The organism is Pseudomonas sp. FW305-96 (assembly GCF_058783825.1).
In genome coordinates, this window is sequence record NZ_JBYSYW010000008.1 from 1 (window position 1) to 26,361 (window position 26,361).

Consider the following 26,361-nt stretch of genomic DNA (forward strand, 5'->3'; position numbering starts at 1 on the left):
CGAGCGCTGGGCCCCAGGATGGGGCGTACAGCGCGGTACCCACGGGAGCAAGAACGGAGCGAGGGAACCCCGGAGCGCAGCGCAGGGGCCGTATGAATGGAGCCAGCGGTTTTTGCCTACTTTTGCCCAAGAGCAAAAGTAGGTCGCCGTAAAGGCGAAAAGGTGACTAGATGTCGACATATTTCAAGAATATGTATGCAAAATCAAAACAATCGAGCCAGAGCCAGAGCCAGAGCCAGAGCCAGAGCCAAATCCAAATCCAAATCCAAATCCAAATCCAAATCCAAATCCAGAGCCAAATCCAGAGCCAAATCCAGATCCCTACCCAAACCAATGCTGCCAAGCCAACCGTACAGTCAACGCCAACACCACAGTAATAAACACCGGCCGAATGAACTTGCTGCCCCCACTGATCGCCGTCCGAGCCCCGAAAAACGCCCCGACCATCACCGACACCCCCATGCACAGCCCAACGATGTAATCCACCTGCCCGGAAATGACAAACACCGTCAGCGCCGCAATGTTGCTGACAAAGTTCATGCTGCGCGCCACGCCACTGGCCCGAACCAGGTCGATGGGATAGAGCAGCAACGTGCTCACGGTCCAGAAGGCACCGGTACCCGGCCCGGCAACGCCGTCGTAGAAGCCCAGGGTGAAGCCCTGCGGAAACTGCCACTTCCTTTTGATCGGCGCATCGGCGTCCACCGGCGCCTTCGGTGTACCGCCGAACAGCAGGTAGACGCCACAAGCGAACACGATCACCGGCAGCATCTTGTTCAGCCACTCGGCTGGCATGTAGTGAGCCACCACCGCACCGATCAGCGCGCCCACCAGCGTGCCGAGAATCGCCAGGCGCCACTGCGCCGGATGGAACAGCTTGCGCCGGTAGTAGGTGATGCTGGCCGTGGCGGCGCCGAAGGTCGAGCTGAGCTTGTTGGTGCCTAGCACCAAGTGCGGCGGCATGCCGGCGGTGAGCAGCGCCGGGGTGGTCAGCAGGCCGCCGCCGCCGGCGATGGCATCGATGAAGCCTGCGACGAAGGCGACCAGGGCGAGAATCAGCAGCGTGAGCGGTTCTACGGTGAGTTCGAAAGGCATGAGGGCACGGGCAGGCTGGACGGGAGGGTGCGGCAAAAGGCCGCGCTAGAGGTGGTGCATGGTAATGCCCTGTGGTCGGTGTTACCAGTTTTGGCCTCATCGCCGGCAAGCCGGCTCCCACAGGGATCGCGGTCCATCTGTGGGGCTTGGCAATGATGAGTCCGGTGAAGCTTACAGGAACCAGCGATACTCCCGCGCACTGACCTCCTGGAGAAACGCCAGATGGTCCTGGCGCTTGTTCTCGCAATAGACCATCACGAACTCCGCGCCCAACCCCTCGTTCACCGCCGGATGCCCACGCATCGCTGCCACCGCGCCGAGCATGTCCTTGGGAAAGTCGATCCCGCTGCCACGGTCCTCGTTCAGCGGCGCAATGGGTTCCTGCGCGGCATCCAGCCCGTGCTCCATGCCGCACAGGATCGCCGCCAGCACCAGGTACGGATTGCCATCCGCCCCGGCCAGCCGGTGCTCGATCCGCAGGTTGCGCGCATCCGACTCGGGGATACGGATACAGGCGTCGCGATCCTCGAAGCCCCAGCTGGCGCGGCTTGCGGCGTTGACCATGGCCCCGTAGCGGCGAAACGCATTGTGGTTGGCGGCGAAGATCGGCATGCAATGCGGCAGCAGCGCCAGGCAACCGGCCACGGCGTGGCGCAGCGGCCGCTGGTTATCGGCGGACAACAGGTTGTTGCCCGCCGGGTCGTACAGGCTGACATGCACATGCATGCCGCTACCCGGCGCGTGCAGATAGGGTTTGCTCATGAACGAGGCGCGCAGCCCGTGCTTGCGCGCCACGCCCCGGGTGCTGCGGCAGAACAGTGCCGCCCAGTCGGCGGCGCGCAGGCCATCGTCGCAATGGCCGAAGTTGATCTCGAACTGGCCGGGACCCAGTTCGGCGGTAATGACGTTGGCGTCCACCCCCTGGATGTTGGCAGTCTCGACCATTTCGCGCAGCACATCGGCAAAGCGCGACAGGCGCTCGATATGCATGTTCGGCTGGTCGTCGGCATCGCCACTGACCGGGTCGCGGGGGAACTGCGGCAAGCCCTCTTTCAACGCTTGGTCGAACAGGTAGAACTCCAGTTCGAACGCCACCACCGGGCGGATGCCTCGACGTTCGAGGCGTTGCAGGACGCGGGCCAGCACCTCGCGGGGTTCGAATTCGATGGGCGCCGCAGTGCCGTCCGAGGTGATCAGCATCTGCCCCAGCGGCTCTCGCTCCCAGGTCACCGGCTTGAGCGTACCGGGGACCAGGCGGCGCGGGGCGTCCGGGTCGCCGTCGTTGAAGCAGTAGTCGCCGATCGGGAACAGCCCGCCCTGCACGCCGAGCAGTACGCAGTTCTGCGGCAGCTTGAGCGGGCTGCCGGCGGCGACTTTTTCCAGCATGTCGATGGGATAGCGCTTGCCGTAGAAATGCCCGGGGATGTCCAGGCTGATCAGGTCGACGTAGCGCACGTCGGGGTGTCGGGTGCGCAAGGCGCGTACTTCGCTGAGCAGATCGGGGAAGCCTGTTGTACTTGTCATTGGCATGCTCTCAACGGAAGACCCAGAGAACCCGGGTCGTTCGGGCGGTCAGGTTGGCGTAGCGGAACTGGCTGTGGGGTGGCAGCTGGAAGCTGTCGTTGGGGGTCAGGGTGACGGCGCCGTCCTGGCCTTCGAGCCACAAGGTCAGCTCGCCCTCAAGGACGAAACCGCCTTGTTCCGAGCTGTCGTCCAGATGCCCCTCGCCACTGCTGGCGCCGGGCGCCAGGTGGCTTTCGAGCATGGCGAAGCGGCCACTTAGCGTCGGCGAGACCAGCACGTCGGTGATCCCGGCGGCGTAGTACAGGGTGCGCCGCTCGCCGGGGCGGGTCACCCAGTCGATCTCGCGGGGCGGCACGGCCTGGTAGAAATAGGTGGTAGGCACGTGCAGCGCTTCGCTGATGGCGGTCAGGTCAGCCACCGTGGGCCGCGACAGCCCGCGTTCGACCTGGGAGAGGAAGCCCAGCGAGCGGTTGACCCGAGTTGCCAGCTCGTCAAGGGTTAGGCCGCGGTGCTTGCGCAGGTCGCGCACCTGACGGGCGAGGGCGTGGGTATCGTCAGACATGATCGCGCATCCTGTACCAGGCCTTAGCAGCCGCTTCCAGTGGCGCGGCCAGCAGGTCGCCGCCTGGGAAACGGCCATTGTCGATGGCCTGGTACAGTTTCAGCAGCTCGTCGTCACCGAGGATTGCGTCGCTGACCGCGCGTGCACCAGCCAGGGTCGGCAGTACGCCGTGGCCGGAAAAACCCTGCAGCCAGTAACGTTGGCCCTGGCGACCGATATCCGGCGTGCGCTGGATGCTGCAATCGATGTGGCCGCCCCAGGCATGCTCGATGGCTACCCCTCGCAATTGTGGGAACACCCGCTCCAGGTACGGCCGGGTGGCGCCGGCGACGTCCTTGGGGATACCACCGAGGTACGTGCAGCCACCGCCGAACAGCAGGCGGTGGTCGGGGGTGAGGCGGAAATAGTCGGGGACGAACTGGTTGTCGATCACGCAGCTGTTGCGCGGCAGCAGCGAGGCGGCGAAGTCGGCGTCCAGCGGCGCCGTGGCCACCTGGTAGGAGCCCACCGGCAGCAGGCGACGCGAGAGCGCGCGGTCGAGGCGGTCGATGTAGGCGTTGCAGGCGAGCACCATTACGCGGCTGCGCACCTCGCCCTGATCGGTGCGGGCGGCGAAGCCGTCGGCGTGTTCCTGGTAATCGATCACCTGGCTCTGCTCGTAGATCCGCCCGCCATGCGCTTCGATCACGCCGGCCAGGCCCTGGGCCAGCTTCAGCGGGTTGAGGTGGGCGCCATTGGGATCGTACAGCGCGGCCTGGTAGCGGGGGCTGTCGATCCACTCGGGCAGTTCCTCGCGGCCGATCAGGCGCAGGCAGTCGTAGTCGAACTTTTCCTGTGCTTCACGCCGGGCCTCCTCCAGCAGTTTTACGCGGCGCGGCAACACGGCGGTCCACAGGCTTCCCAGGCGATAATCGACGTCGAAGCCATGGCGCTGGGGCAGTTCGTGCAGCTCGCGGGCGGCCCAGCACATGCTGTCCCACAGGCGCCGGCTGCGCTCCAGGCCCAGGGCTCGCTCCAACGGGGGCATGTCGCACGACCAGCCCAGCAGTGCCTGGCCACCGTTGCGGCCCGAGGCGGCCCAGGCCACCCGGCTGGCTTCCAGCAGGGTCACGCGCTGGCCGGCCAATGCCAGGCGCAAGGCCGTATGCAGGCCGCTGAAGCCGGCACCGACGATCAGGACGTCGGTGTCGTGGGCGCCCTGTAGGGTGGGGCGCAAGGGGATAGTGGCGGGGTAGGTGCGGGCGTAGTAGCTGGCGACGTGCTGGGCGGATTGCTTGAACATGTCGGGGCCTCGTGAAATTTTTTCTGATTATTTTCATGAAAAAATAGCAGAGGATTTTCATGGCGCCAGTCGGGGATGCCCTCGCGAGGCGTTAGGTCGCCGCCTTGCGGCGCGTCTGCCTGGGTTTGCTGGCTGCGGCTTTGCCCTTGGCCGCGCTTTTACGCTTCTTTTTCCATGGCGTCGCAGCCTTGCCCGCCGCCGGCCCGCTGATGGTCAGGCGCATGCCGCTGCAACGTTGCACCAGCTTGCCCATCCACGCCGATTGCCGGGCGACGAACTCCTCCAGGCTCATTTCCCCGCTCTGCACCATGTCCAGCGCCTGTTCCCAGATCGCCGTGGTGCCGGGGTCGGCGATGGCCCGGGGCACGGCGTCGATCAGGCTGAAGGCGGCGGGTGTGGCCGCGAGGGCCTTGCCGTTCTTGACCAGGTAGCCACGGTCGAGCAAGCCCTGGATGATGCTGGCGCGAGTCGCCTCGGTGCCGATGCCGGTGGTTTCCTTGAGCTTCTGCTTGAGCCTGGGGTCGTCCACCAGCTTGGCGACGTTTTTCATCGCCTTGATCAGGTCGCCTTCGGTGAAAGGCTTGGGTGGCTGGGTCCACAGGTCTTTCAGTTGCAGGTCCCGCACGGTGCAGTCCTGGCCTTCGCGCAACGCCGGCAGCACCTGGGCCGGTGGCGCCTCGCGACCCTTGGCCGGAGTCAATGCCTCGGGCAGCGCACGGCGCCAGCCGGGCTCAACAATCTGCTTGCCCACCGCGCGTAGCGCATGGCCGGCACAATCGAACTCGGCCTGGGTGCGGTCGTACTCGTGGTTGGGCAGGAACTGCGCCAGGTAGCGGGCGCGGATCAGGGTATACACCGCCTTGTACTTGGGTGGCAGGCGCGCCGGGTCACTGGCGGCGGCGGTGGGGATGATGCCGTGGTGGGCGCTGACCTTCTGGTCGTTCCACGCCCGCGAACGGCGCTGTGGGTCCAGGTAGTCCCGCAGTGGCGCGAGGCTGCTGTCGGCGCGATGCAAGGCGGCGAGGATGGCAGGGGCCTCGCCATGCTGGCTGAGGGGCAGGTAACCGCTGTCGCTGCGCGGGTAGGTGATGAGCTTGTGGGTCTCGTACAGGGCTTGGGCGATATCCAGGGTTTCCTGGGCGCCGAGGCCGAGCTTCTTCGAGCACACCTCCTGCAGGGTGCCGAGGTCGAAGGGCAGCGGCGCGGCCTCGCGCACCCGTTCGGTGGCGATCTTCAGCACCCGGGCGCTGCCCGCGGCCTGCATGTCGGCCGCGGCTTGTTGCGCCATGTCCTGCTTCAGGCAGCGGCCCTGATCGTCGCAGGCGTCCTCGGGGGCGCGCCACTGGGCGTTGAACACGGCGCCCGCGCTTTCCAGTTGCACGTCGATGGCCCAGAACGGTACGGGCACGAAGTTGGCGATGCTGCGGTCGCGGTCCACCACCAGGCGCAGTGTCGGGGTCTGCACCCGGCCCACTGGCAGTACGCCCTGGTAGCCGGACTGGCGGCCGAGCAGGGTGAACAGGCGGCTCATGTTCATGCCGATCAGCCAGTCGGCCCGCGAGCGGCCCAAGGCCGAATGGTAGAGGCTGAAGGTCTCCTTGCCGGGCAGCAGGCGCCCGAGCGCCTTGCGGATCGAGGCATCGTCCAGCGCCGACAGCCACAGGCGCTGGATCGGGCCGCGGTAGCGGCAGTGCTCGACCAGTTCGCGGGCAATCATCTCGCCCTCGCGGTCGGCATCGGTGGCGATCACCAGTTCCCGGGCTTCGCCCAGCAGGCGCTTGACCGCCTTGTACTGGCTGGCGGTCTTGGGCTTGACGGTCATCTTCCACTTTTGCGGGATGATCGGCAGGTCTTCGAGGGTCCAGCGTTTGTAGCGCTCGTCGTAGCTGTCCGGCGGGGCGGTCTCCAGCAGGTGGCCGATGCACCAGGTCACGCAGACATCGGTGCCCTGCCAGCAGCCATCGCCGCGGCGCTGGGCGCCGAGAACCTTGGCGATGTCTTTTGCCTGGGAGGGCTTTTCGCAGAGAAAGAGGCGCATGGCCGAAAACGCTTCATCGTGAAAGTTGGTCACTAGGATGCGCAAGCCAGGGCGCGCAGGCAAGTTTTATCTGTATGCATGTACAGGTTTTTTGCCCGCATCTTTGGCAGGGACGTCATCCCTTCGGGTTGGACGAGGTGGCAAATGCGTGCCAGCTTTGCCTTTCGCCCGTCAGTCGTGTCACCGGACGATGTCGCTGGGGTGTCCTTCCTACAAGAACAACAGGGATGTAAACCAATGCCCGTATTCGATTACCGACAGCTCGACAGCACTGCCTCCTCTGCGCTTTACAAGGACGCCATGGCGCTGGCCACCTACGCCTACCATGGCATCGACGATGGCTTCGGCGCCGGCTACCAGAAGTACGGCTTCGGTCTAGGTCTGCCGGCCACGCTGGTCAAGGCACTGATCGGCGGTACCGACAGCCAGGGTGTGATCCCCGGCATCCCCTGGAACCCGGACGCCGAAGCCAGGGCCCTGGCCCAGGTGAAGGCCGCCGGCTGGTCGCCGATCAGCGCGGCGCAATTGGGCTACCAGGGCAAGACCGACGCCCGCGGCACCTTCCACGGCGAAGCGCAGGGCTACACCTCGGCGCAGGTGGAGATCCTCGGCCGCTACGATGCCGCCGGCCAGCTCAGCGGCATCGGCATCGCTTTTCGCGGCACCAGCGGTCCGCGTGAGAACCTGCTGGGCGACACCATCGGTGACGCCATCAACGACCTGCTGGCGGCGATCGGCCCGGCAGGCTATGCCCGTGATTACGCCGGTAACGCATTCGGGCAGCTGCTCGCCGATGTCGCGGCCTTTGCCAAGGCCAACGGCCTGAGCGGCGCGGATATCACCGTCAGCGGGCACAGCCTTGGTGGCCTGGCGGTCAACAGCCTGGCCGACCTGAGCGGTTCGCGCTGGGGCGGCTTCTACCAGGATGCGCGCTACGTCGCCTTCGCCTCACCGACCCAGGCTGCCGACGCCAACAAGGTGCTCAATATCGGCTACGAGAACGACCCGGTGTTCCGCGCGCTCGATGGCACCTCGGCGACCTGGGGCACCCTGGGCGTGCACGACGGCGCCAAGGCCTCGGCCACCAACAATATCGTCAACTTCAATGACCACTACGCGTCCGACGCCTGGAACCTGCTGCCGTTCTCCATCGGCAACATCGCCACCTGGCTGTCGCACCTGCCGACGGCCTACACCGATGGCCTTGGGCGTGTGCTGGATTCGTCCTTCTATCAGTGGACCAGCCGCGACTCGACCATCCTGGTCAGCAACCTGTCGGACGTGACCCGTGGCTCGACCTGGGTCGAGGACCTCAACCGCAATGCGGAGCCGCACAAGGGCAGCACGTTCATTATCGGCTCGGACAAGGACGACCTGATCCATGGCGGGCGCGGCAACGACTACCTCGAAGGCCGGGCCGGCAACGATACCTTCCGCGATGACGGCGGTTTCAACCTGATCGACGGTGGCGCCGGCCATGACACCCTGAAGCTGCAGGATGCCTTGGCCAACCTGAGCATCGCCCGGGATGGCGAAGGCACGCTGTACGTGCGCGACGCCGAGGGCGGCATCAGCCTGGTGCGCAATGTCGAGAGCTTGGTGAGCAAAGAGTCGAGCCTGCTGATCTTCAGCAAGGAAGTCAGTCACGGGGTGGCGGCGCAGGGGTTGTTCGAAAGCGGCAAGATCACCCCCTACGCGTCCTCGCTCAACGGCACCCAGGCAGGCGACCAGCTGGTGGCGGGTAATCAGGGGCAGTGGCTGTTCGGCCTGGGCGGTGACGACCGACTGCTGGGCGGCGCCGGCAATGACGTGCTGGTCGGCGGCACGGGCAACGATGTGCTGATGGGTGGCGGGGGGCGCGACACCTTCCTGTTCAGCGGCCATTTCGGCCAGGACCGGGTGCTGGACTTCACCGGCCAGGATCGACTGGTGTTCATTGGCGTGGACGGCGGCACCGCCGCGCCGGACTGGCGTGCCCATGCCAGCCAGGTGGGGGATGACCTGGTGCTGAAGTTCGGCGGGGACAGCGTGACGCTGGTGGGGATTGCGGGGCAGGGCGTTGGGGATGGGCAGATCGTGATTGCCTGATCCTGGGGCTGCTGTTCGTCGGCACGACAAGCTGGCTCCCTCAGGCAAAGCGCTGTTCGTGGGAGCAATTGTCTTGTGCTGTTTGTAAGGGCCTCATCGCTGGCAAGCCAGCTCCCACAGGGACGGCGCTTGGCTTGAGAGCGGCGCGGTCGGTGTGGGAGCCGGCTTGCCGGCGATGGCTGGCGCTAGCCGGCCCGTTGCTCAGGCGATCTCGCGCGAATCCCGAACCATGTCCACATGCGGGATGCCGGCCTCGAGGAATTCCTCGCTGACCACGCGGAACCCCAGACGCTCGTAGAACGGCGTTGCATGCACCTGGGCGCTGAGCATCTGCTGGCTGAGGTCACGGTTCTGCGCCTCGATGATCACCGCGCGCATCAGCGCATCGCCCACGTGCAAGCCACGCCAGTCCTTGAGCACCGAAACCCGGCCGATGGTGCCGTCGGGCAGCAGGCGGGCGGTACCGATCGGGTAGTCGCCCTCCATGGCCAGGAAGTGCACGGCGGTTGGGTCTTCGGCGTCGAACTCCAGCTCTGGCGGCACGTGCTGCTCGGCAACGAACACGGCGCTGCGGATGCGGTGGATGTCGGCATTGTCCTTGTACCAGTCGGCCAGTCGAACACTGATCTTATTCATCGGCAAATCCCAGGCTGCCTTGCATGACCAGCTGTTGTACCAGCATCAGGCCGTCTTCGTCCTGCAGCCACTGCCCCAGGTTTTCGCTGTGCAGGGCGTCGGCGGAGCAGATCAGCTTCAGCAGTTCGCGCAGTTTGCCTGGCAGCGGGCAGCTGCGACCGCTGGCGAACAGCAGCAGGTCGTCACCGAACTCCGACCAGGCCAGGCGTGCGCTCGGGTTGCGAATCAGGATGGCGCCTTGGCCGAGATAGTCGAGCAGCTCCTGTTCGCTGAGCTCTTCGCCCACCACCTGCTCAGGATAGCGAGGCTCGGTCATGAACTGGCCGAACCAGGTCAGCAGCAGATCCTTGTCGGACATATGCTTGTCGATCAGCGCCTTGAGGCGGTCGAGGGCATCGTGCTGGATCTGGTGCGGGTCGCTGACCGGCTGGGCGTCGGCATCGCTGTAGCGCTCTTCATCCGGCAGGAACTGGCCGAGGAAGTCGGTGAAGTGGGTCAGCACTTCGGCGGCGCTCGGGGCGCGGAAACCGACCGAGTAAGTCAGGCACTCGCTCTCGGCGACGCCGTAGTGGGCCAGGCGCGGCGGCAGGTAGAGCATGTCGCCGGGTTCGAGGGTCCACTCGTCGCTCTGCTCGAAGTCAGCGAGGATGCGCAGGTCTGCGTGGTCGATCAGCGCACTGTCGCTGTTGCACATCTGCCCGACTTTCCAGTTGCGCGTGCCGTCGCCTTGCAGCAGGAACACATCGTAGTTGTCGAAGTGCGGGCCGACGCTGCCGCCGGGCGCGGCATAGCTGATCATCACGTCGTCGATGCGCCAGCTCGGCAGGAAGCGGAACTCTTCCAGCAGCTCGGCCACTTCCGGCACGAATTGGTCCACGGCCTGCACCAACAGGGTCCAGTCACGCTCGGGCAGGTCGCTGAAAGCGTCCTCGGCGAACGGGCCGCGGCGCAGCTCCCACGGGCGCTCGCCGTGCTCGAGCACCAGGCGCGACTCGACTTCTTCTTCCAGGGCCAGGCCGGCCAACTCGTCGGCGTCGATGGGGCTGACGAAGTCAGGGAAGGCCTGACGTACCAGCAGCGGCTTCTTCTGCCAGTAGTCGCGCAGGAATTCACGGGCCGTGAGGCCGCCCAACAGTTGCAGTGGAGTATCAGAATTCATGTTCAACCTATTGAAAAAACGTAATTTTCGTACGGGAATAAAAACGCCCGGCCAGGCCGGGCGTTGCACGCGACGGTCAGCTTAGATGCGTTTGGCCTGGGCCACCGCGTTGCCGATGTAGGTCGCCGGGGTCAGCTGCTTGAGCTCGGCCTTGGCTTCGGCCGGCATGTCCAGGCCGTCGATGAAGGTCAGCAGCGCGTCAGGGGTGATGCCCTTGCCACGGGTCAGCTCCTTGAGCTTCTCGTAGGGGTTCTCGATGTTGAAGCGGCGCATCACGGTCTGGATCGGCTCGGCCAGGACTTCCCAGCAGGCGTCCAGGTCGGCGGCGATACGGGCTTCGTTGACTTCCAGCTTGCCGATACCCTTGAGGCTGGCCTCGTAGGCGATGACGCTGTGGGCGAAGCCCACGCCCAGGTTGCGCAGCACGGTAGAGTCGGTCAGGTCACGCTGCCAGCGCGAGATCGGCAGCTTGCTGGCCAGGTGCTGGAACAGCGCATTGGCGATACCCAGGTTGCCTTCGGAGTTCTCGAAGTCGATCGGGTTGACCTTGTGCGGCATGGTCGAGGAGCCGATTTCGCCGGCAACGGTCTTCTGCTTGAAGTAGCCCAGCGAGATGTAGCCCCAGACGTCGCGGTCGAAGTCGATGAGGATGGTGTTGAAGCGGGCGATGGCGTCGAACAGCTCGGCAATGTAGTCGTGCGGCTCGATCTGGGTGGTGTAGGGGTTGAACACCAGGCCCAGCTCGTCTTCGATGAAGGCGCGGGCGTTGGCTTCCCAGTCGATCTGCGAGTAGGCCGACAGGTGGGCGTTGTAGTTGCCCACGGCGCCGTTGATCTTGCCCAGCAGCGGCACGGCGGCCACTTGCGCGATCTGGCGCTCCAGGCGGTAGACGACGTTGGCCAGTTCCTTGCCCAGGGTGGTCGGCGAGGCTGGCTGGCCATGGGTGCGCGACAGCATCGGCACGGCGGCGTGGGTGTGGGCCAGGGTGCGGATCGCTTCGGCGATCTGACGCATCAGTGGCAGCAGCACTTCGTCACGGCCGGCGCGCAGCATCAGGGCGTGGGACAGGTTGTTGATGTCCTCGCTGGTGCAGGCGAAGTGGATGAACTCGCTGACCTTGGCCAACTCAGGCAACTGCGCGGCCTGCTCCTTGAGCAGGTACTCGATGGCCTTGACGTCGTGGTTGGTGGTGCGCTCGATTTCCTTGACGCGTTCGGCGTGCTCGAGCTTGAAGTCGGTGGCCAGGCTGTCCAGCACGGCGTTGGCTTCGGCGGAGAACGCCGGCACTTCGCCGATCTGCGGGTGGGCGGCCAGGCGCTGCAGCCAGCGCACTTCGACCAGGGCGCGGAAACGGATCAGGCCGAATTCGCTGAAAATGGGGCGCAGGGCCTGGGTTTTGCCGGCATAACGGCCGTCTACAGGGGAAACCGCAGTGAGCGAGGAGAGCTGCATGGGGTGTTCTCGGACAGTCAGGCTTTTGGAAGGGCGCATATCATACATGAAAAACGCGCCCGGGTCGGGTGGCTGACCAAAGGTCGGGCCATTTCGAAGCGTGTGGTGGCTGGCGCGGGAGCGGCGGCGCACCGCCGCTCCCACGGTTCATTTCAATCGGCGGTACGCATCATGCCGTACAGCTCGTTGAGCAGCTTGCGCCGGCTGAACACCAGCTGCCAGCGATGTCCGCCCAGCTGGCGCCACAGGCGCGCGGCGCGGATGCCGGCCAGCAGCAGGGCGCGGATCTTCGATGCATTGCTGGCCTGCTGCAGGAAGCGCATGTCGCCGTGCACCTGGATACGTTGGCGCAGGGTGCTCAGGGTGTCCTGGTACAAGGCGCCGCTGGAGGCGATGACGTTTTCATGAACCAGGCCGAAATGCTCGGCCTGGGACTGGATCTGCGGCAGGCGGTTGCCGATTGTGTCGAGCAGGTCGCCACGCTTGTTCAGTTGGCGCTCAAGGCCCAGCATCGACAGGGCGTAGCGCAGCGGCTCGCGTTGCAGGCTGCTGGGGTCGCGCTCCAGGGCGCCGACCAGTGCCCGGTAACCGTCGCGCAGGTTGAGGTCGTCGCCGCCGAACACTTCCAGGGTGTCCTTGGGGTCGACCACCAGCAGGCTGCCGAGCATGCAGCCGATATTGGCTTCGCTTGCCTGGCCGGTGCGGGCGATACGGTCCACCAACACGGCGGCCTGGAACACGCCGCCCAGGGCAATCAGTTGCTCCTGGAGGTTGTTCATGGGCGCGGGCTCCATGGCTCGGCGATTTCGATCACGCCGCCGCCCAGGCATACCTCGCCGTCGTAGAACACCACCGACTGGCCCGGGGTGACGGCGCGCTGCGGCTCGTCGAACACTGCGCGGTAGCCGCTGGCGGTCTGCTCCAGCGTGCACTGCTGGTCGCCCTGGCGGTAGCGCACCTTGGCGGTGAGCTTGCGCGGGCTGGACAGGTCGATCGGGTTTACCCAGAAAATTTCCGAGGCCAGCAGGGCGCGTGAGAACAGCCACGGATGCTCGTTGCCCTGGCCGACCACCAGCACATTGCGCGTGAGGTCTTTTTCCAGCACGTACCACGGCTCGTCGCTGGCGTCCTTCAGGCCGCCGATGCCCAGGCCCTGGCGCTGGCCGATGGTGTGGTACATCAGGCCGTGGTGCTGGCCGATCACTTCACCCTCGGTGGTCTGGATCTCGCCCGGCTGGGCCGGCAGGTACTGCTTGAGGAAGTCGCTGAAACGGCGCTCGCCGATGAAGCAGATACCGGTGGAGTCCTTCTTCTTGGCCGTGGCCAGGCCGTGTTTCTCGGCGATGGCGCGTACCTCGGGTTTCTCCAGTTCGCCTACCGGGAACAGGGTGCGGGCGATTTCCTTGCCGCCGACGGCGTGCAGGAAGTAGCTCTGGTCCTTGTTCGGGTCCAGGCCCTTGAGCAACTCGGTCAGCTCGCCAGTGTCGCGGCGGCGCACATAGTGGCCGGTGGCGATCAGGTCGGCGCCCAGGGACAGGGCGTAGTCGAGGAAGGCCTTGAACTTGATTTCGCGGTTGCAGAGGATATCCGGGTTCGGCGTGCGGCCGGCCTTGTACTCCTCGAGGAAGTGCTCGAACACGTTGTCCCAGTATTCGGCGGCGAAGTTGGCGGTGTGCAGCTTGATGCCGATGCGGTCGCACACGGCCTGGGCGTCGGCCAGGTCTTCGCGGGCGGTGCAGTATTCGGTGCCGTCGTCCTCTTCCCAGTTCTTCATGAACAGACCTTCCACCTGGTAGCCCTGCTCCATGAGCAGAAGGGCGGAGACGGAAGAGTCCACGCCGCCGGACATGCCGACGATGACGCGGGTCTTGGCGGGGTCTTTGAGTGCTGGGCTGGTCATGGCTACCGATGTGTATCAGAGGGGAAAAACGCCGATTCTATCAAACCGGCGTCAGTCGCGCAGCAGGTCAAGGCTGTGCAGCGGGCCTTTGAGGTAGTCGTCGAGGCAGCGCGGCACCAGCTCGCTGCGCCAGCGCGACGGCTCGGCCAGCAGTTCGTCGCGGGTCAGCCATGCGGCGCGGACGATGTCGCTGTCCAGTGCGCGGCCTTGGTGGTGGCGCACGGGGCGGGCGGCGAAGCAGATGCGCTGGTAGGTGACGCCGTTGCTGGGGGCGGTATATAGGTAGATGCCGACCACGCCGGTGAGCTCGACTTCCCAGGCGGTTTCCTCGAGGGTTTCGCGCAGGGCGGCCTGGGTGATGGTTTCATTGGCTTCGAGGTGGCCGGCGGGCTGGTTGAAGACATGTCGGCCGGCCTTGAACTCCTCGACGAAGAGGAACTTGCCCTCGTGTTCGACGACGGTGGCGACAGTGATGTGGGGTTGCCAAGACACGGTCGATTCTCTCCCTAAGTAGCAAGTTTCAAGCTGCAAGCCACAAGTAGAAGCAGTACGCGGACCGCTTTGGCTTATGCCTTGCAGCTTGAAACTTGCGGCTGAAAAAGCACAAACCCCGGTGCGTGGCCGGGGTTTGTGCTGTTACTTCAAGCGAACCTTACAATGCTGCAATGGCGCTGTTCAGGGTCTCGCTTGGGCGCATCACCTTGGCGGTCAGCTCGGCATCCGGGGCGTAGTAGCCACCGATGTCGGCCGGCTTGCCCTGGACAGCGTTGAGCTCGGCGACGATGGTCGCTTCGTTCTCGCTAAGGGTCTTGGCCAGCGGGGCGAAGCGCGCCTGCAGGGCGGCGTCATCGGACTGGGCGGCCAGTGCTTCTGCCCAGTACAGGGTCAGGTAGAAGTGGCTGCCACGGTTGTCGATACCGCCAACCTTGCGCGAAGGCGACTTGTTGGTGTCGAGGAACTTGCCGGTGGCCTGGTCCAGGGTGTTGGCCAGGACCTTGGCGCGCGGGTTGTCGTAGGTGTTGCCCAGGTGCTCCAGGGAAGCGGCCAGGGCCAGGAATTCACCCAGCGAGTCCCAACGCAGGAAGTTCTCTTCAACCAGCTGCTGCACGTGCTTCGGTGCCGAACCACCGGCGCCAGTTTCGAACAGGCCACCGCCGTTCATCAGCGGCACGATCGACAGCATCTTGGCGCTGGTGCCCAGCTCCATGATCGGGAACAGGTCGGTCAGGTAGTCGCGCAGCACGTTGCCGGTCACCGAGATGGTGTCCTTGCCTTCGCGGATGCGGGCCAGGGAGAACTTGATGGCGTCGACCGGGGCCAGGATGCGGATATCCAGGCCGGCGGTGTCGTGATCCTTCAGGTACTGCTGCACCTTCTCGATCATCACACCGTCGTGGGCGCGGGCCGGGTCCAGCCAGAACACCGCCGGGGTGTTGCTCAGGCGGGCACGGTTGACGGCCAGCTTGACCCAGTCCTGGATCGGCGCGTCCTTGGTCTGGCACATGCGGAAGATGTCACCGGCTTCGACGTTCTGCTCCAGGACGACCTTGCCCTTGCCGTCGACTACGCGCACGACGCCGTCGGCCTTGATCTGGAAGGTCTTGTCGTGGGAGCCGTACTCTTCGGCTTTCTGCGCCATCAGGCCAACGTTCGGCACGCTGCCCATGGTGGTCGGGTCGAAGGCGCCGTTGGCCTTGCAGTCTTCGATGGTAGCCTGGTAGATGCCGGCGTAGCAGCGGTCCGGGATCACGGCCTTGGCGTCCTGCAGCTCACCTGCGGTGTTCCACATCTTGCCCGAGTCGCGGATCATCGCCGGCATCGAGGCGTCGACGATGACGTCGCTCGGTACGTGCAGGTTGGTGATGCCCTTGTCCGAGTTGACCATGGCCAGGGCCGGGCGAACGGCGTACAGGGCCTGGATGTCGGCTTCGATCTCGGCTTGCTTTTCAGCAGGCAGGTCCTTGATGCGGGCGTACAGGTCGCCGATGCCGTTGTTGGCGTTGAAGCCCACTTCGGCCAGCGCGGCGGCGTGCTTGGCGAGCACGTCGTTGTAGAACTCTTCGACGATCACGCCGAACATGATCGGGTCGGAAACCTTCATCATGGTGGCTTTCAGGTGCACCGACAGCAGCACGCCGGAGGCCTTGGCATCGGCGATCTGCTCGGCGATGAAGGCTTTGAGGGCCTTGCGGCTCATGGTCGCGCAGTCGATCACTTCGGCGGCTTTGACGGCGGTCTTTTCTTTCAGCACGGTGGTGCTGCCGTCCTTGCCGACCAGCTCGATGCGCAGGCTGTCGTCAGCCTCGATCAGCGCGGCCTTCTCGCTGCCGTAGAAGTCGCCCTGGGTCATGTGGGCAACGTGCGACTTGGAGTCGGCGGCCCAGGCGCCCATCTTGTGTGGGTGCTTACGGGCGTAGTTCTTGACCGACAGCGGCGCGCGGCGGTCGGAGTTGCCTTCGCGCAGGACCGGGTTCACGGCGCTGCCCTTGATGCGGTCGTAGCGGGCGCGCGATTCTTTCTCTTCGGCGCTGGCCGGCTCGTCGGCGTAGTCGGGGATGTTGAAGCCCTTGGCTTGCAGCTCCTTGATCGCGGCCTTCAGCTGTGGAACCGAAGCGGAAATATTCGGCAGCTTGATGATGTTGGCTTCAGGGGTGGTGGCCAGCTGGCCCAGTTCCGCCAGGTGATCGCCTACCTGCTTCTCGGCGCCCAGTTGCTCCGGGAAGGCGGCGAGAATACGGCCGGCCAGGGAGATGTCGCGGGTTTCGACGGCGATGTCGGCGGAGGCAGTGAACGCCTCGACGATCGGCAGCAGCGAGTAGGTGGCGAGGGCGGGGGCTTCGTCGGTGAAGGTGTAGATGATCTTGGAACGGGTGGGCATGCGGGTTAACTCTCTATGTGCTGAGCGTACTCGAGTCTCGAGGTGCGCAGGGTAGGCGCTTCGCCCTGGCGACGCCATGAGCGGAAAGTCGAGAGGCTGCGAGCGGTGATGGTGGATGCATCAGTCGAGCGTCAAGTGCTGGGCCGCGGTAACGACCCAGGCTTTGTGGCCATTCATGACCAAGGGCGAGCCGCATTTTCCTAGGGTTCGCCCCGATGACCCTATGGTCGCGCCGGAGTATATCAAACCCTTTGGGCTAATCAGCAAGGCGAAGTGGTATCAGCGCATTTATAAGACCAAAGACGTAGGGGCAATGTGGCGTGTTGCCGCAGGCATTTGCCAGCTGTTTGCCGGTGTTGGCGGGCTCCTGCCTTGCAGGTCGGCGGATGTGGTTTAGGCTCAGTGGATCGCACGATTTCCAATCACCCAGGAAAAGCGGAGTAGTGCAGCATGGGATACCAGAAAATCAAGGTTCCGACCGATGGTGCCAAGATCACCGTCAATGCAGACCATTCGCTCAATGTTCCCGACAACCCCATCATTCCCTACATCGAAGGCGACGGCATCGGCGTGGACGTCTCGCCAGTGATGATCAAGGTGGTGGATGCCGCCGTGGAGAAGGCCTATGGCGGCAAGCGCAAGATCGCCTGGATGGAGGTGTACGCTGGCGAGAAGGCCACCCAGGTCTATGACCAGGACACCTGGCTGCCCCAGGAAACCCTGGATGCGGTGAAAGACTATGTGGTGTCGATCAAGGGGCCGCTGACCACGCCGGTCGGTGGCGGCATCCGTTCGCTCAACGTGGCGTTGCGCCAGCAACTCGACCTGTATGTGTGCCTGCGTCCGGTGGTGTGGTTCCAGGGCGTGCCGAGCCCGGTGAAAAAGCCAGGCGACGTCGACATGGTGATCTTCCGCGAGAACTCCGAGGACATCTATGCCGGCATCGAGTGGAAGGCCGGCTCGCCCGAGGCGAACAAAGTGATCAAGTTTCTCAAGGAGGAGATGGGCGTCACCAAGATCCGCTTCGACCAGGACTGCGGCATCGGCGTCAAGCCGGTATCGAAGGAAGGCACCAAGCGCCTGGTGCGCAAGGCCCTGCAATATGTCGTGGATAACGACCGCAAGTCGCTGACCCTGGTGCACAAGGGCAACATCATGAAGTTCACCGAAGGCGCCTTCAAGGACTGGGGCTATGAGGTGGCCCGCGACGAGTTCGGCGCCGAACTGCTCGATGGCGGTCCGTGGATGAAGTTCAAGAACCCGCGCACCGGCCGCGAGGTGATCGTCAAGGATGCCATCGCCGACGCCATGCTCCAGCAGATCCTGCTGCGCCCGGCTGAGTACGATGTGATCGCCACGCTCAACCTCAATGGTGACTACCTGTCCGACGCCCTGGCGGCGGAAGTGGGCGGTATCGGCATCGCGCCGGGGGCCAACCTGTCGGACACCGTGGCCATGTTCGAGGCCACTCACGGTACCGCGCCGAAGTACGCAGGCAAGGATCAGGTCAACCCAGGGTCGGTGATCCTGTCGGCCGAGATGATGCTGCGGCACATGGGCTGGACCGAGGCGGCGGACCTGATCATCAAGGGCACCAATGGCGCCATTGCGGCCAAGACCGTGACATACGACTTCGAGCGCCTGATGGATGGCGCGACCCTGGTCGGCAGCTCGGGCTTTGGCGAGGCGTTGATCAAGCACATGTAAGCGTGGCAAAAAAACCGGTCGCCTCTTTAATTAAAAGAGCGACCGGTTTTTTCGTTTACCGGCAGACAGGCCAGAGGTCAGGCTTCGACGGTGCTGCCTGGGTTCGTGGCGCTGGCCTGGACGTTGCTGGTGGCGCTTCTGATGTCGGTCGCATGCAGCCCTTTGGGGCCCTGGATGATCTCGAAGTTCACGGTTTGGCCGGCTTTCAGCGTCTTGTAACCGTCCATCTGGATCGCTGAATAGTGGGCGAACAGATCATCGGTCTTACCGTCCTCGTTGATGAATCCGTAGCCCTTGGCATTGTTGAACCACTTGACTTTACCGCTTGCCATCCCTATGTCCCTCTGCAAAGGACTCCATCACTGGAGTATCATCCACTTCATCCGCATACGAACCTTGCGAGAAAATCTGGTTGACTGCGCGGATCTTTATCGACCACGGTGGGTTCTTATTGGTTGTAACACCGTTTTGCCGATAGTCAAGGTCAGCCGGCGCCCGCGCCGGGAGGGGCCTGCGCAGTCAACCCACAACCTTAACCTGTCGATCATGATGAAATTCTTTCCATGCATGTACTCAGTGAGATTCGACTAACATTCAATCAGGATCGCCCGCAGTCACATGAGGACGGGCATGAGGACGATGGCGCGGGCCTTGCCGTCCAGGAGGCCAAGCCGATCCTGCAGGCGCCACCGATGTACAAGGTGGTTTTGTTCAACGATGACTACACGCCAATGGATTTCGTCGTCGAAGTGCTCGAGACGTTCTTCAATCTGAACCGCGAGCTGGCGACCAAGATCATGCTGACCGTCCATACCGAAGGGCGGGCAGTGTGCGGATTGTTTACCCGTGACATCGCCGAGACAAAGGCCATGCAGGTCAACCAATACGCCAGGGAAAGCCAGCATCCGCTACTCTGTGAAATCGAGAAGGACGGTTAATCGCCGACCACTTGGGTATGAGGTGAAGCTATGTTAAACCGCGAGCTCGAAGTCACCCTCAATCTGGCCTTCAAGGAGGCCCGTTCAAAACGTCATGAGTTCATGACCGTCGAACACCTGCTGCTGGCACTCCTTGACAATGAGGCTGCCGCGACCGTTCTGCGCGCCTGTGGCGCCAATCTCGACAAGCTCAAGCACGACCTGCAGGAGTTCATCGATTCCACCACCCCGCTGATCCCCGTGCATGACGAGGACCGCGAGACGCAACCGACGCTGGGTTTCCAGCGCGTGTTGCAGCGTGCCGTGTTCCACGTGCAGAGCTCCGGCAAGCGCGAAGTGACCGGCGCCAACGTGCTGGTGGCGATCTTCAGCGAACAGGAAAGCCAGGCGGTGTTCCTGCTCAAGCAGCAGAGCGTGGCGCGTATCGACGTCGTCAACTACATCGCCCATGGCATCAGCAAGGTGCCGGGCCATGGGCCGAACACCGACAGCGACCAGGACATGCAGGATGAGGAGGGCGGCGAGGCTTCCTCTTCCAGCAACCCGCTGGACGCTTACGCCAGCAACCTCAACGAACTGGCCCGTGCCGGTCGTATCGATCCGCTGGTTGGCCGTGAGCAGGAGGTCGAGCGCGTCGCGCAGATCCTTGCCCGTCGGCGCAAGAACAACCCGTTGCTGGTCGGCGAGGCCGGCGTGGGCAAGACTGCCATCGCCGAAGGCCTGGCCAAGCGCATCGTCGATGGTCAGGTGCCCGACCTGCTGGCCCAGAGCGTGGTCTATTCCCTGGACCTCGGCGCGCTGCTGGCCGGCACCAAGTACCGTGGCGACTTCGAGAAGCGCTTCAAGGCGCTGCTCGGCGAGCTGCGCAAACGCCCGCAGGCGATCCTGTTCATCGACGAGATTCACACCATCATCGGCGCCGGCGCGGCTTCGGGTGGCGTGATGGATGCGTCCAACCTGCTCAAGCCCCTGTTGTCGTCTGGTGAGATCCGCTGCATCGGCTCAACCACGTTCCAGGAGTTCCGCGGCATCTTCGAGAAGGACCGTGCCTTGGCGCGTCGCTTCCAGAAGGTCGATGTCACCGAGCCGTCGGTGGAAGACACCGTGGGCATTCTGCGTGGCCTGAAAGGGCGCTTCGAAAGCCACCACAACATCGAGTACAGCGACGAGGCCCTGCGCGCCGCCGCCGAACTGGCGTCGCGCTACATCAATGACCGGCACATGCCGGACAAGGCCATCGACGTGATCGACGAGGCCGGCGCCTACCAGCGCCTGCAGCCGGAAGCCAACCGCGTCAAGCGTATCGACGTGCCGCAGGTCGAGGACATCGTCGCCAAGATCGCGCGGATCCCGCCGAAGCACGTCACCAGCTCCGACAAGGAGCTGCTGCGCAACCTCGAACGCGATCTGAAACTGACCGTGTTCGGCCAGGATGCGGCGATCGACTCGCTGGCCACCGCCATCAAGCTGTCCCGTGCCGGCCTCAAGGCGCCGGACAAGCCGGTGGGCTCGTTCCTGTTCGCCGGCCCCACCGGCGTGGGCAAGACCGAGGCGGCTCGCCAGCTGGCCAAGGCCTTGGGTGTCGAGTTGGTGCGCTTCGACATGTCCGAGTACATGGAGCGGCACACCGTGTCGCGGTTGATCGGTGCGCCGCCCGGCTACGTTGGGTTCGACCAGGGTGGCCTGCTGACCGAGGCCATCACCAAGCAGCCGCACTGCGTGCTGCTGCTCGATGAAATCGAGAAGGCTCACCCGGAAGTCTTCAACCTGCTGTTGCAGGTGATGGACCACGGTACCCTGACCGACAACAACGGGCGCAAGGCGGATTTTCGCAACGTGATCCTGATCATGACCACCAACGCTGGTGCCGAAACCGCCGCGCGCGCCTCGATCGGCTTCACCCATCAGGACCATTCCTCCGACGCCATGGAGGTCATCCGCAAGAGCTTCACGCCGGAGTTCCGCAACCGCCTGGACACCATCATCCAGTTCGGCCGCCTGTCCCACGAGACGATCAAGAGCATCGTCGACAAGTTCCTTATCGAACTGCAGGCGCAGCTGGAAGACAAGCGTGTGCTGCTGGAGGTCACCGACGCCGCGCGCGGCTGGCTGGCGGCCTCGGGCTACGACGTGCAGATGGGTGCGCGGCCAATGGCGCGGCTGATCCAGGACAAGATCAAGCGGCCGTTGGCCGAAGAGATCCTGTTCGGTGAGCTGGCCGAGCATGGCGGTGTGGTGCACATCGACCTGCGCGATGATGAGCTGGTGTTCGATTACGAGACCACGGCAGAGGTTGCGTAAGGCTGGGGCCGCTTTGCGGCCCATCGCGGCTAAAGCCGCTCCTACAGGGATACGTGGTGCCTGTAGGAGCGGCTTTAGCCGCGATGCGTTTCACCAGGCACAAAAAAGCCCGGCACAATGGCCGGGCTTTTTCATGGCTTGAGCTTAGCGCGCACGGTAGGTGATGCGGCCCTTGCTCAGGTCGTACGGCGTCAGTTCGACGCGGACCTTGTCGCCAGTGAGAATACGGATGTAGTTCTTGCGCATCTTGCCAGAGATGTGCGCGGTAACGACGTGCCCGTTTTCCAACTCCACGCGGAACATGGTGTTGGGCAGGGTGTCGACGACAGTGCCTTCCATTTCGAAGCTGTCTTCTTTCGACATGCAGTAAAGCCCTCGGTATCCAGTGATGGCCCGACGCGCAACTGCACCGGGCAAAAAAGTGGCGTGGATTATGCCCGAAAATTGTGTTTCAAGCCAATGCCTTTCAGTTGAGGGTGACCCAGCGCTGGTTGATCAGCAATTCGATGGGGCGGTACTGGGTCTTGTAGTTCATCTTCTTGCAGTTCTTGATCCAGTAGCCGAGGTAAACGGCCTCGAGGTTCTGGCGCAAGGCTTCGGTGATCTGCCAGAGGATCGCGTAGCGGCCAAGGCTGCGGCGCTCTTCTTCGGGCTCGTAGAAGGTGTAGACGGCCGACAGGCCGTTGGGCAGCAGGTCGCACACCGCCACGGCCAGCAGCCGGCCTTCCAGGCGGAACTCGTAGAACCAGCAGAACGGCAGGTCGCGCACCAGGAAGGTGGAGAACTGATCGCGGCTTGGCGGGTACATGTCGCCGTCGGCGTGACGCTGTTCGATATAGCGCCGGTACAGGTCGAAGTACTCTTCCTTGTACGCCGGGCGGGCGGCGCTGACGGTCAAGTCGGCGTTGCGCTTGAGGATGCGCCGCTGCTGGCGGTTGGGAATGAACCGCGCGGCGGGGATGCGCGCCGGCACGCAGGCGTTGCACTGCTGGCAATGCGGGCGATAGAGGTGGTCACCGCTGCGACGAAAGCCCATTTCCGACAGGTCGGCGTAGACGTGCACATCCATCGGCTGGCTGGGGTCGAGAAACAGTGTGGTCGCCTGCTCATCCGGCAGGTAGCTGCAGGAGTGGGGTTGAGTGGCATAGAACTTCAACCGCGCCAGCTCTGTCATGATCAACCCCTTAGGTGAGACGTTGTATCTAAGTGTAAGCCAGCTCCGGGAACTCGCCTAGGCAACCCAGCTGGCCGCACTGGGCTGATCCAGATGGCGCGCCAGGTAATCGGCGAAGCTAGCCCGGCTGATGGCGCGGGCACCCAGGCTGTGCAGATGGTCGGTGGGCATCTGGCAGTCGATCAGCACGAAGCCTGCCTGCTTCAGGTGCTCGACCAGTGTCACGAATCCCACCTTGGAGGCATTGTCGGCGCGGCTGAACATCGATTCGCCAAAGAACAGCTGGCCCATGGCCAGGCCATACAGGCCGCCGACCAGTTCACCCTCCCGGCGTACTTCGACCGAGTGGGCGATGCCGCGCCGATGCAGCTCGCAGTAGGCGGCGCGCATGGTGTCGGTGATCCAGGTGCCATCGGCGTAATCCCGGGGCGCGGCGCAGGCGGCGATCACCGCCGCGAAGTCGCTGTCGAAGCTCACCTGGTAGCGGCCTTGGCGGATCAGCTTGGCCAGCGAGCGCGAGACATGCAGTTCGTCCGGAAGCAGAACGGTGCGCGGGTCGGGCGACCACCAGAGGATCGGCTGGCCGTCCTGATACCAGGGGAAGCAGCCGTGGCGGTAGGCTGCGACCAGGCGATCCGGGGTCAGGTCGCCGCCGGCGGCAAGCAGGCCGTTGGGGTCGTGCAGGGCCTTTTCCAGAGGCGGGAAGGTCAGTGAGTCGCGGGTCAGCCAGGTGAGCATGGTGTTCTTGGGCGGCGGGGGAGGGGAGAGCGCCCAGCATGGCGTGGCGAGTGGATGAGGTCAACGACCGTCATCCCGGAGCATGCCCAGCGACGGGCCTGCCCAGGCAAAATCGACTGCCGATAATTCACGCATTCGCACCGCCATCGGCACCATCTGGCACATTTGCTGTCACACCTGTGCAAAAACACAGCATAAGCCTTTGTCACAAAAGAAAATGCATGCTCAAATTGCATCCATATGAAAGTCGCCCCGTTCACGCGCCATACAGCGTGCCGCCATGGCGGCGGGTGGGCAGTAATGTTAAAAGTAGTGGTTCATTGGCCGGTGACCGGCCAATCACTACTGGACGCGCAGCACGCGCAGGAATAGACGCGTTTTGAAGAAATCCACCGCAACTCCAGCCCCCTTGCCAGTGCCCCTGTGGCGGCAGCAGCTGCACTACCGCCTGAAGGAAGGTGCGCTGATTGCCGTCGGCGCCCTGTGCCTGTACCTGTGGATGGCACTGGTCACCTACGACACCGCTGACCCGGGCTTCAGCCACACCAGCAACGCCGAGCAGGTACAGAACGCCGCTGGCCGTGCCGGGGCCTATTTCGCCGACATCCTGTTCATGGTGCTCGGCTACTTCGCCTACATCTTCCCGCTGCTGCTGGCAATCAAGACCTGGCAGATCTTCCGCGAGCGCCATCAGCCCTGGCAGTGGAGCGGCTGGCTGTTCTCCTGGCGGCTGATCGGCCTGGTGTTCCTGGTGCTGTCGGGCGCGGCCCTGGCGCATATCCACTTCCACCCCTCGGCGAACATCCCGTTCTCCGCTGGCGGCGCCCTGGGTGAAAGCCTGGGCGATCTGGCGCGCAACCTGCTGAACGTGCAGGGCAGCACGCTGATGTTCATTGCCCTGTTCCTGTTCGGCCTGACGGTGTTCACCGACCTGTCCTGGTTCAAGGTGATGGACCTGACGGGCAAGATTACCCTTGACCTGTTCGAACTGGTGCAAGGCGCAGCCAGCCGCTGGTGGGAAGCACGCAACGAGCGCAAGCGCCTGGAAGCCCAGCTGCGTGAAGTCGACGACCCGGTCTTTGACCTGGGCGGCAAAGGCGACAGGCGCGAGCCGGCCAAGGCGCAGCTGCGCGAGCGCGCCGAGCCTGTGATGACGCGCGACGAGCCGCCGGCCCGCCCGGTGGTGCCGCGCGAAGTGGCCGTGGCCCGCGAATCGATCGCGCCGCGCGAAACCGTGGTAGCTCGCACCCAGCCCGCCGCCCCGGTGATCATCCCGCCGACCGCGGACAAGGCGCCGGAACCGAGCAAGCGGGTCATGAAGGAAAAACAGGCGCCGTTGTTCATCGACAGCGCGGTGGAAGGTACATTGCCGTCCATTTCCATCCTCGACCCGGCCGAGCAGAAGAAGATCGAGTACTCGCCTGAGTCCCTGGCCGGTGTCGGTCAGTTGCTGGAGATCAAGCTCAAGGAATTCGGCGTGGAAGTCGCGGTGGACTCGATCCATCCGGGGCCGGTGATCACCCGTTACGAAATCCAGCCGGCCGCAGGCGTGAAGGTCAGCCGCATCGCCAACCTGGCCAAGGACCTGGCGCGTTCGCTGGCGGTGACCAGCGTGCGCGTGGTCGAGGTGATACCCGGCAAGACCACCGTGGGCATCGAGATCCCCAACGAGAACCGCCAGATGGTGCGCTTCTCCGAGGTGTTGTCGTCGCCGCAGTTCGACGAGAACAAGTCGCCGGTCACCCTGGCCCTGGGCCATGACATCGGCGGCAAGCCGGTGATCACCGACCTGGCCAAGATGCCCCACCTGCTGGTGGCCGGTACCACCGGCTCCGGTAAGTCGGTGGGGGTGAACGCGATGATCCTGTCGATCCTGTTCAAGTCCGGCCCGGAAGACGCGCGGCTGATCATGATCGACCCGAAGATGCTCGAACTGTCGATCTACGAAGGCATCCCGCACTTGCTGTGCCCGGTGGTCACCGACATGAAGGATGCCGCCAACGCCCTGCGCTGGAGCGTCGCCGAAATGGAGCGGCGCTACAAGCTGATGGCGGCCATGGGCGTGCGCAACCTGGCGGGATTCAACCGCAAGATCAAGGATGCCCAGGAAGCCGGCGAAGTCATCCACGACCCGCTGTACCGTCGCGAGAGCATGGACGACGAGCCGCCGACGCTGAAGACCCTGCCGACCATCGTGGTGGTGGTCGACGAATTCGCCGACATGATGATGATCGTCGGCAAGAAGGTCGAGGAACTGATCGCGCGTATCGCCCAGAAGGCCCGTGCCGCTGGTATCCACCTGATCCTCGCCACCCAGCGCCCGTCGGTGGACGTAATCACCGGCCTGATCAAGGCCAACATCCCCACGCGCATGGCGTTCCAGGTGTCGAGCAAGATCGACTCGCGGACCATCATCGACCAGGGCGGCGCCGAGCAGTTGCTCGGCCACGGTGACATGCTCTACATGCCGCCGGGCACCAGCCTGCCGATCCGCGTGCATGGCGCCTTCGTCTCCGACGACGAAGTGCACCGCACCGTCGAAGCGTGGAAGCTGCGTGGCGCGCCGGACTACAACGACGACATCCTCAATGGTGTCGAAGAGGCCGGCAGCGGCTTCGACGGCGGCGGTGGTGGCGGCGATGGCGAAGACTCGGAAAGCGATGCCCTGTACGACGAAGCGGTGCAGTTCGTGCTGGAAAGCCGCCGGGCATCGATCTCGGCGGTGCAGCGCAAGCTCAAGATCGGCTACAACCGCGCCGCGCGCATGATCGAGGCGATGGAGATGGCCGGTGTGGTTACCCCCATGAACAGCAACGGCTCGCGCGAAGTGATTGCTCCGGGCGGCCCACGCGATTGATGAACAACCTGTCGGGCGCCATAGACGGCGCC

Annotated in this window: 21 protein-coding genes; 5 read left to right on the plus strand and 16 right to left on the minus strand. The window is 64.2% G+C overall.

Features of this window, described 5'->3' with window-relative positions; genetic code table 11:
- Positions 1–321: 321 nt before the first annotated feature.
- The 5 genes from AC3WL2_RS08140 to AC3WL2_RS08160 form a co-directional block, all read right to left on the minus strand.
- Positions 322–1,095 (minus strand): TSUP family transporter, encoded by a 774-nt coding sequence (locus AC3WL2_RS08140; protein WP_102685482.1) that lies wholly within the window; start codon positions 1,093–1,095, stop codon positions 322–324.
- A gap of 171 nt (positions 1,096–1,266) precedes the next feature.
- Entirely contained in the window at positions 1,267–2,619 is a 1,353-nt protein-coding gene (locus AC3WL2_RS08145; RefSeq protein WP_102685481.1) for a glutamine synthetase family protein, read from the minus strand.
- Between the two features lie 10 nt (positions 2,620–2,629).
- A complete protein-coding gene (locus tag AC3WL2_RS08150) occupies positions 2,630–3,181 on the minus strand; it encodes a helix-turn-helix domain-containing protein (protein ID WP_102685480.1) in 552 nt (183 codons plus the stop codon).
- Positions 3,174–4,463 (minus strand): NAD(P)/FAD-dependent oxidoreductase, encoded by a 1,290-nt coding sequence (locus tag AC3WL2_RS08155; RefSeq protein WP_102690683.1) that lies wholly within the window; start codon positions 4,461–4,463, stop codon positions 3,174–3,176. The genes AC3WL2_RS08150 and AC3WL2_RS08155 overlap by 8 nt, the downstream gene beginning before the upstream one ends.
- Positions 4,464–4,554: 91 nt before the next feature.
- Positions 4,555–6,501, minus strand: coding sequence for a DNA topoisomerase III (locus AC3WL2_RS08160; protein ID WP_102682658.1), 1,947 nt, complete (start codon positions 6,499–6,501; stop codon positions 4,555–4,557).
- 237 nt (positions 6,502–6,738) lie between these two features.
- Between AC3WL2_RS08160 and AC3WL2_RS08165 the strand changes: the two genes are divergently transcribed.
- Positions 6,739–8,589 (plus strand): polyurethane esterase, encoded by a 1,851-nt coding sequence (locus AC3WL2_RS08165; RefSeq protein WP_102682657.1) that lies wholly within the window; start codon positions 6,739–6,741, stop codon positions 8,587–8,589.
- Between the two features lie 201 nt (positions 8,590–8,790).
- Here AC3WL2_RS08165 and AC3WL2_RS08170 read toward each other — a convergent pair whose 3' ends face one another.
- From AC3WL2_RS08170 to AC3WL2_RS08200, 7 genes are all read right to left on the minus strand, one after another.
- Entirely contained in the window at positions 8,791–9,225 is a 435-nt protein-coding gene (locus AC3WL2_RS08170) for a GNAT family N-acetyltransferase (RefSeq protein WP_102682656.1), read from the minus strand.
- Positions 9,218–10,384, minus strand: coding sequence for a ribosomal protein uL16 3-hydroxylase (locus AC3WL2_RS08175; protein WP_102682655.1), 1,167 nt, complete (start codon positions 10,382–10,384; stop codon positions 9,218–9,220). Before AC3WL2_RS08175 ends, AC3WL2_RS08170 begins: the two co-directional genes overlap by 8 nt.
- Before the next feature lie 81 nt (positions 10,385–10,465).
- Positions 10,466–11,836, minus strand: coding sequence for an adenylosuccinate lyase (gene purB / locus AC3WL2_RS08180; protein ID WP_046856178.1), 1,371 nt, complete (start codon positions 11,834–11,836; stop codon positions 10,466–10,468).
- Between the two features lie 152 nt (positions 11,837–11,988).
- Positions 11,989–12,615, minus strand: a complete 627-nt coding sequence (gene hflD / locus AC3WL2_RS08185) for a high frequency lysogenization protein HflD (RefSeq protein WP_102682654.1) — start codon at positions 12,613–12,615, stop codon at positions 11,989–11,991.
- Entirely contained in the window at positions 12,612–13,736 is a 1,125-nt protein-coding gene (mnmA, locus tag AC3WL2_RS08190) for a tRNA 2-thiouridine(34) synthase MnmA (protein WP_102682653.1), read from the minus strand. Before mnmA ends, hflD begins: the two co-directional genes overlap by 4 nt.
- Positions 13,737–13,787: 51 nt before the next feature.
- Complete coding sequence (locus tag AC3WL2_RS08195) at positions 13,788–14,228, minus strand: NUDIX hydrolase (RefSeq protein WP_102682652.1); 441 nt, start codon at positions 14,226–14,228, stop codon at positions 13,788–13,790.
- A 160-nt stretch (positions 14,229–14,388) separates the two neighbouring features.
- Positions 14,389–16,614, minus strand: coding sequence for an NADP-dependent isocitrate dehydrogenase (locus AC3WL2_RS08200; RefSeq protein WP_102682651.1), 2,226 nt, complete (start codon positions 16,612–16,614; stop codon positions 14,389–14,391).
- A gap of 450 nt (positions 16,615–17,064) precedes the next feature.
- Between AC3WL2_RS08200 and icd the strand changes: the two genes are divergently transcribed.
- The gene (icd, locus tag AC3WL2_RS08205; protein ID WP_102682649.1) at positions 17,065–18,321 is read left to right on the plus strand and encodes an NADP-dependent isocitrate dehydrogenase; all 1,257 of its coding nucleotides are present in this window, start codon (positions 17,065–17,067) and stop codon (positions 18,319–18,321) included.
- A gap of 77 nt (positions 18,322–18,398) precedes the next feature.
- Here the strand turns inward: icd and cspD are convergent, their stop codons facing one another.
- Positions 18,399–18,653, minus strand: a complete 255-nt coding sequence (gene cspD, locus AC3WL2_RS08210) for a cold shock domain-containing protein CspD (RefSeq protein ID WP_102682648.1) — start codon at positions 18,651–18,653, stop codon at positions 18,399–18,401.
- A 231-nt stretch (positions 18,654–18,884) separates the two neighbouring features.
- On the opposite strand from cspD, the gene clpS reads away from it, so the two are divergent.
- Together clpS and clpA are read left to right on the plus strand one after the other, a co-directional pair.
- Positions 18,885–19,259 carry an ATP-dependent Clp protease adapter ClpS gene (gene clpS / locus AC3WL2_RS08215; RefSeq protein WP_023630410.1) on the plus strand — a complete coding sequence of 125 codons (375 nt, stop codon included), beginning with the start codon at positions 18,885–18,887 and terminating at the stop codon, positions 19,257–19,259.
- Between the two features lie 30 nt (positions 19,260–19,289).
- Complete coding sequence (gene clpA / locus AC3WL2_RS08220) at positions 19,290–21,560, plus strand: ATP-dependent Clp protease ATP-binding subunit ClpA (protein ID WP_038705843.1); 2,271 nt, start codon at positions 19,290–19,292, stop codon at positions 21,558–21,560.
- Positions 21,561–21,704: 144 nt separating this feature from the next.
- Here the strand turns inward: clpA and infA are convergent, their stop codons facing one another.
- From infA to aat, 3 genes are all read right to left on the minus strand, one after another.
- Complete coding sequence (gene infA / locus AC3WL2_RS08225; RefSeq protein WP_002553999.1) at positions 21,705–21,923, minus strand: translation initiation factor IF-1; 219 nt, start codon at positions 21,921–21,923, stop codon at positions 21,705–21,707.
- 103 nt (positions 21,924–22,026) lie between these two features.
- Positions 22,027–22,734, minus strand: coding sequence for an arginyltransferase (locus AC3WL2_RS08230; protein ID WP_102682647.1), 708 nt, complete (start codon positions 22,732–22,734; stop codon positions 22,027–22,029).
- A 57-nt stretch (positions 22,735–22,791) separates the two neighbouring features.
- Positions 22,792–23,472 (minus strand): leucyl/phenylalanyl-tRNA--protein transferase, encoded by a 681-nt coding sequence (gene aat, locus AC3WL2_RS08235; RefSeq protein WP_102682646.1) that lies wholly within the window; start codon positions 23,470–23,472, stop codon positions 22,792–22,794.
- 379 nt (positions 23,473–23,851) lie between these two features.
- Here aat and AC3WL2_RS08240 point away from each other — a divergent pair, with 379 nt between their 5' ends.
- The gene (locus tag AC3WL2_RS08240; RefSeq protein ID WP_102682645.1) at positions 23,852–26,329 is read left to right on the plus strand and encodes a DNA translocase FtsK; all 2,478 of its coding nucleotides are present in this window, start codon (positions 23,852–23,854) and stop codon (positions 26,327–26,329) included.
- The last annotated feature ends 32 nt before the right edge of the window (positions 26,330–26,361 follow it).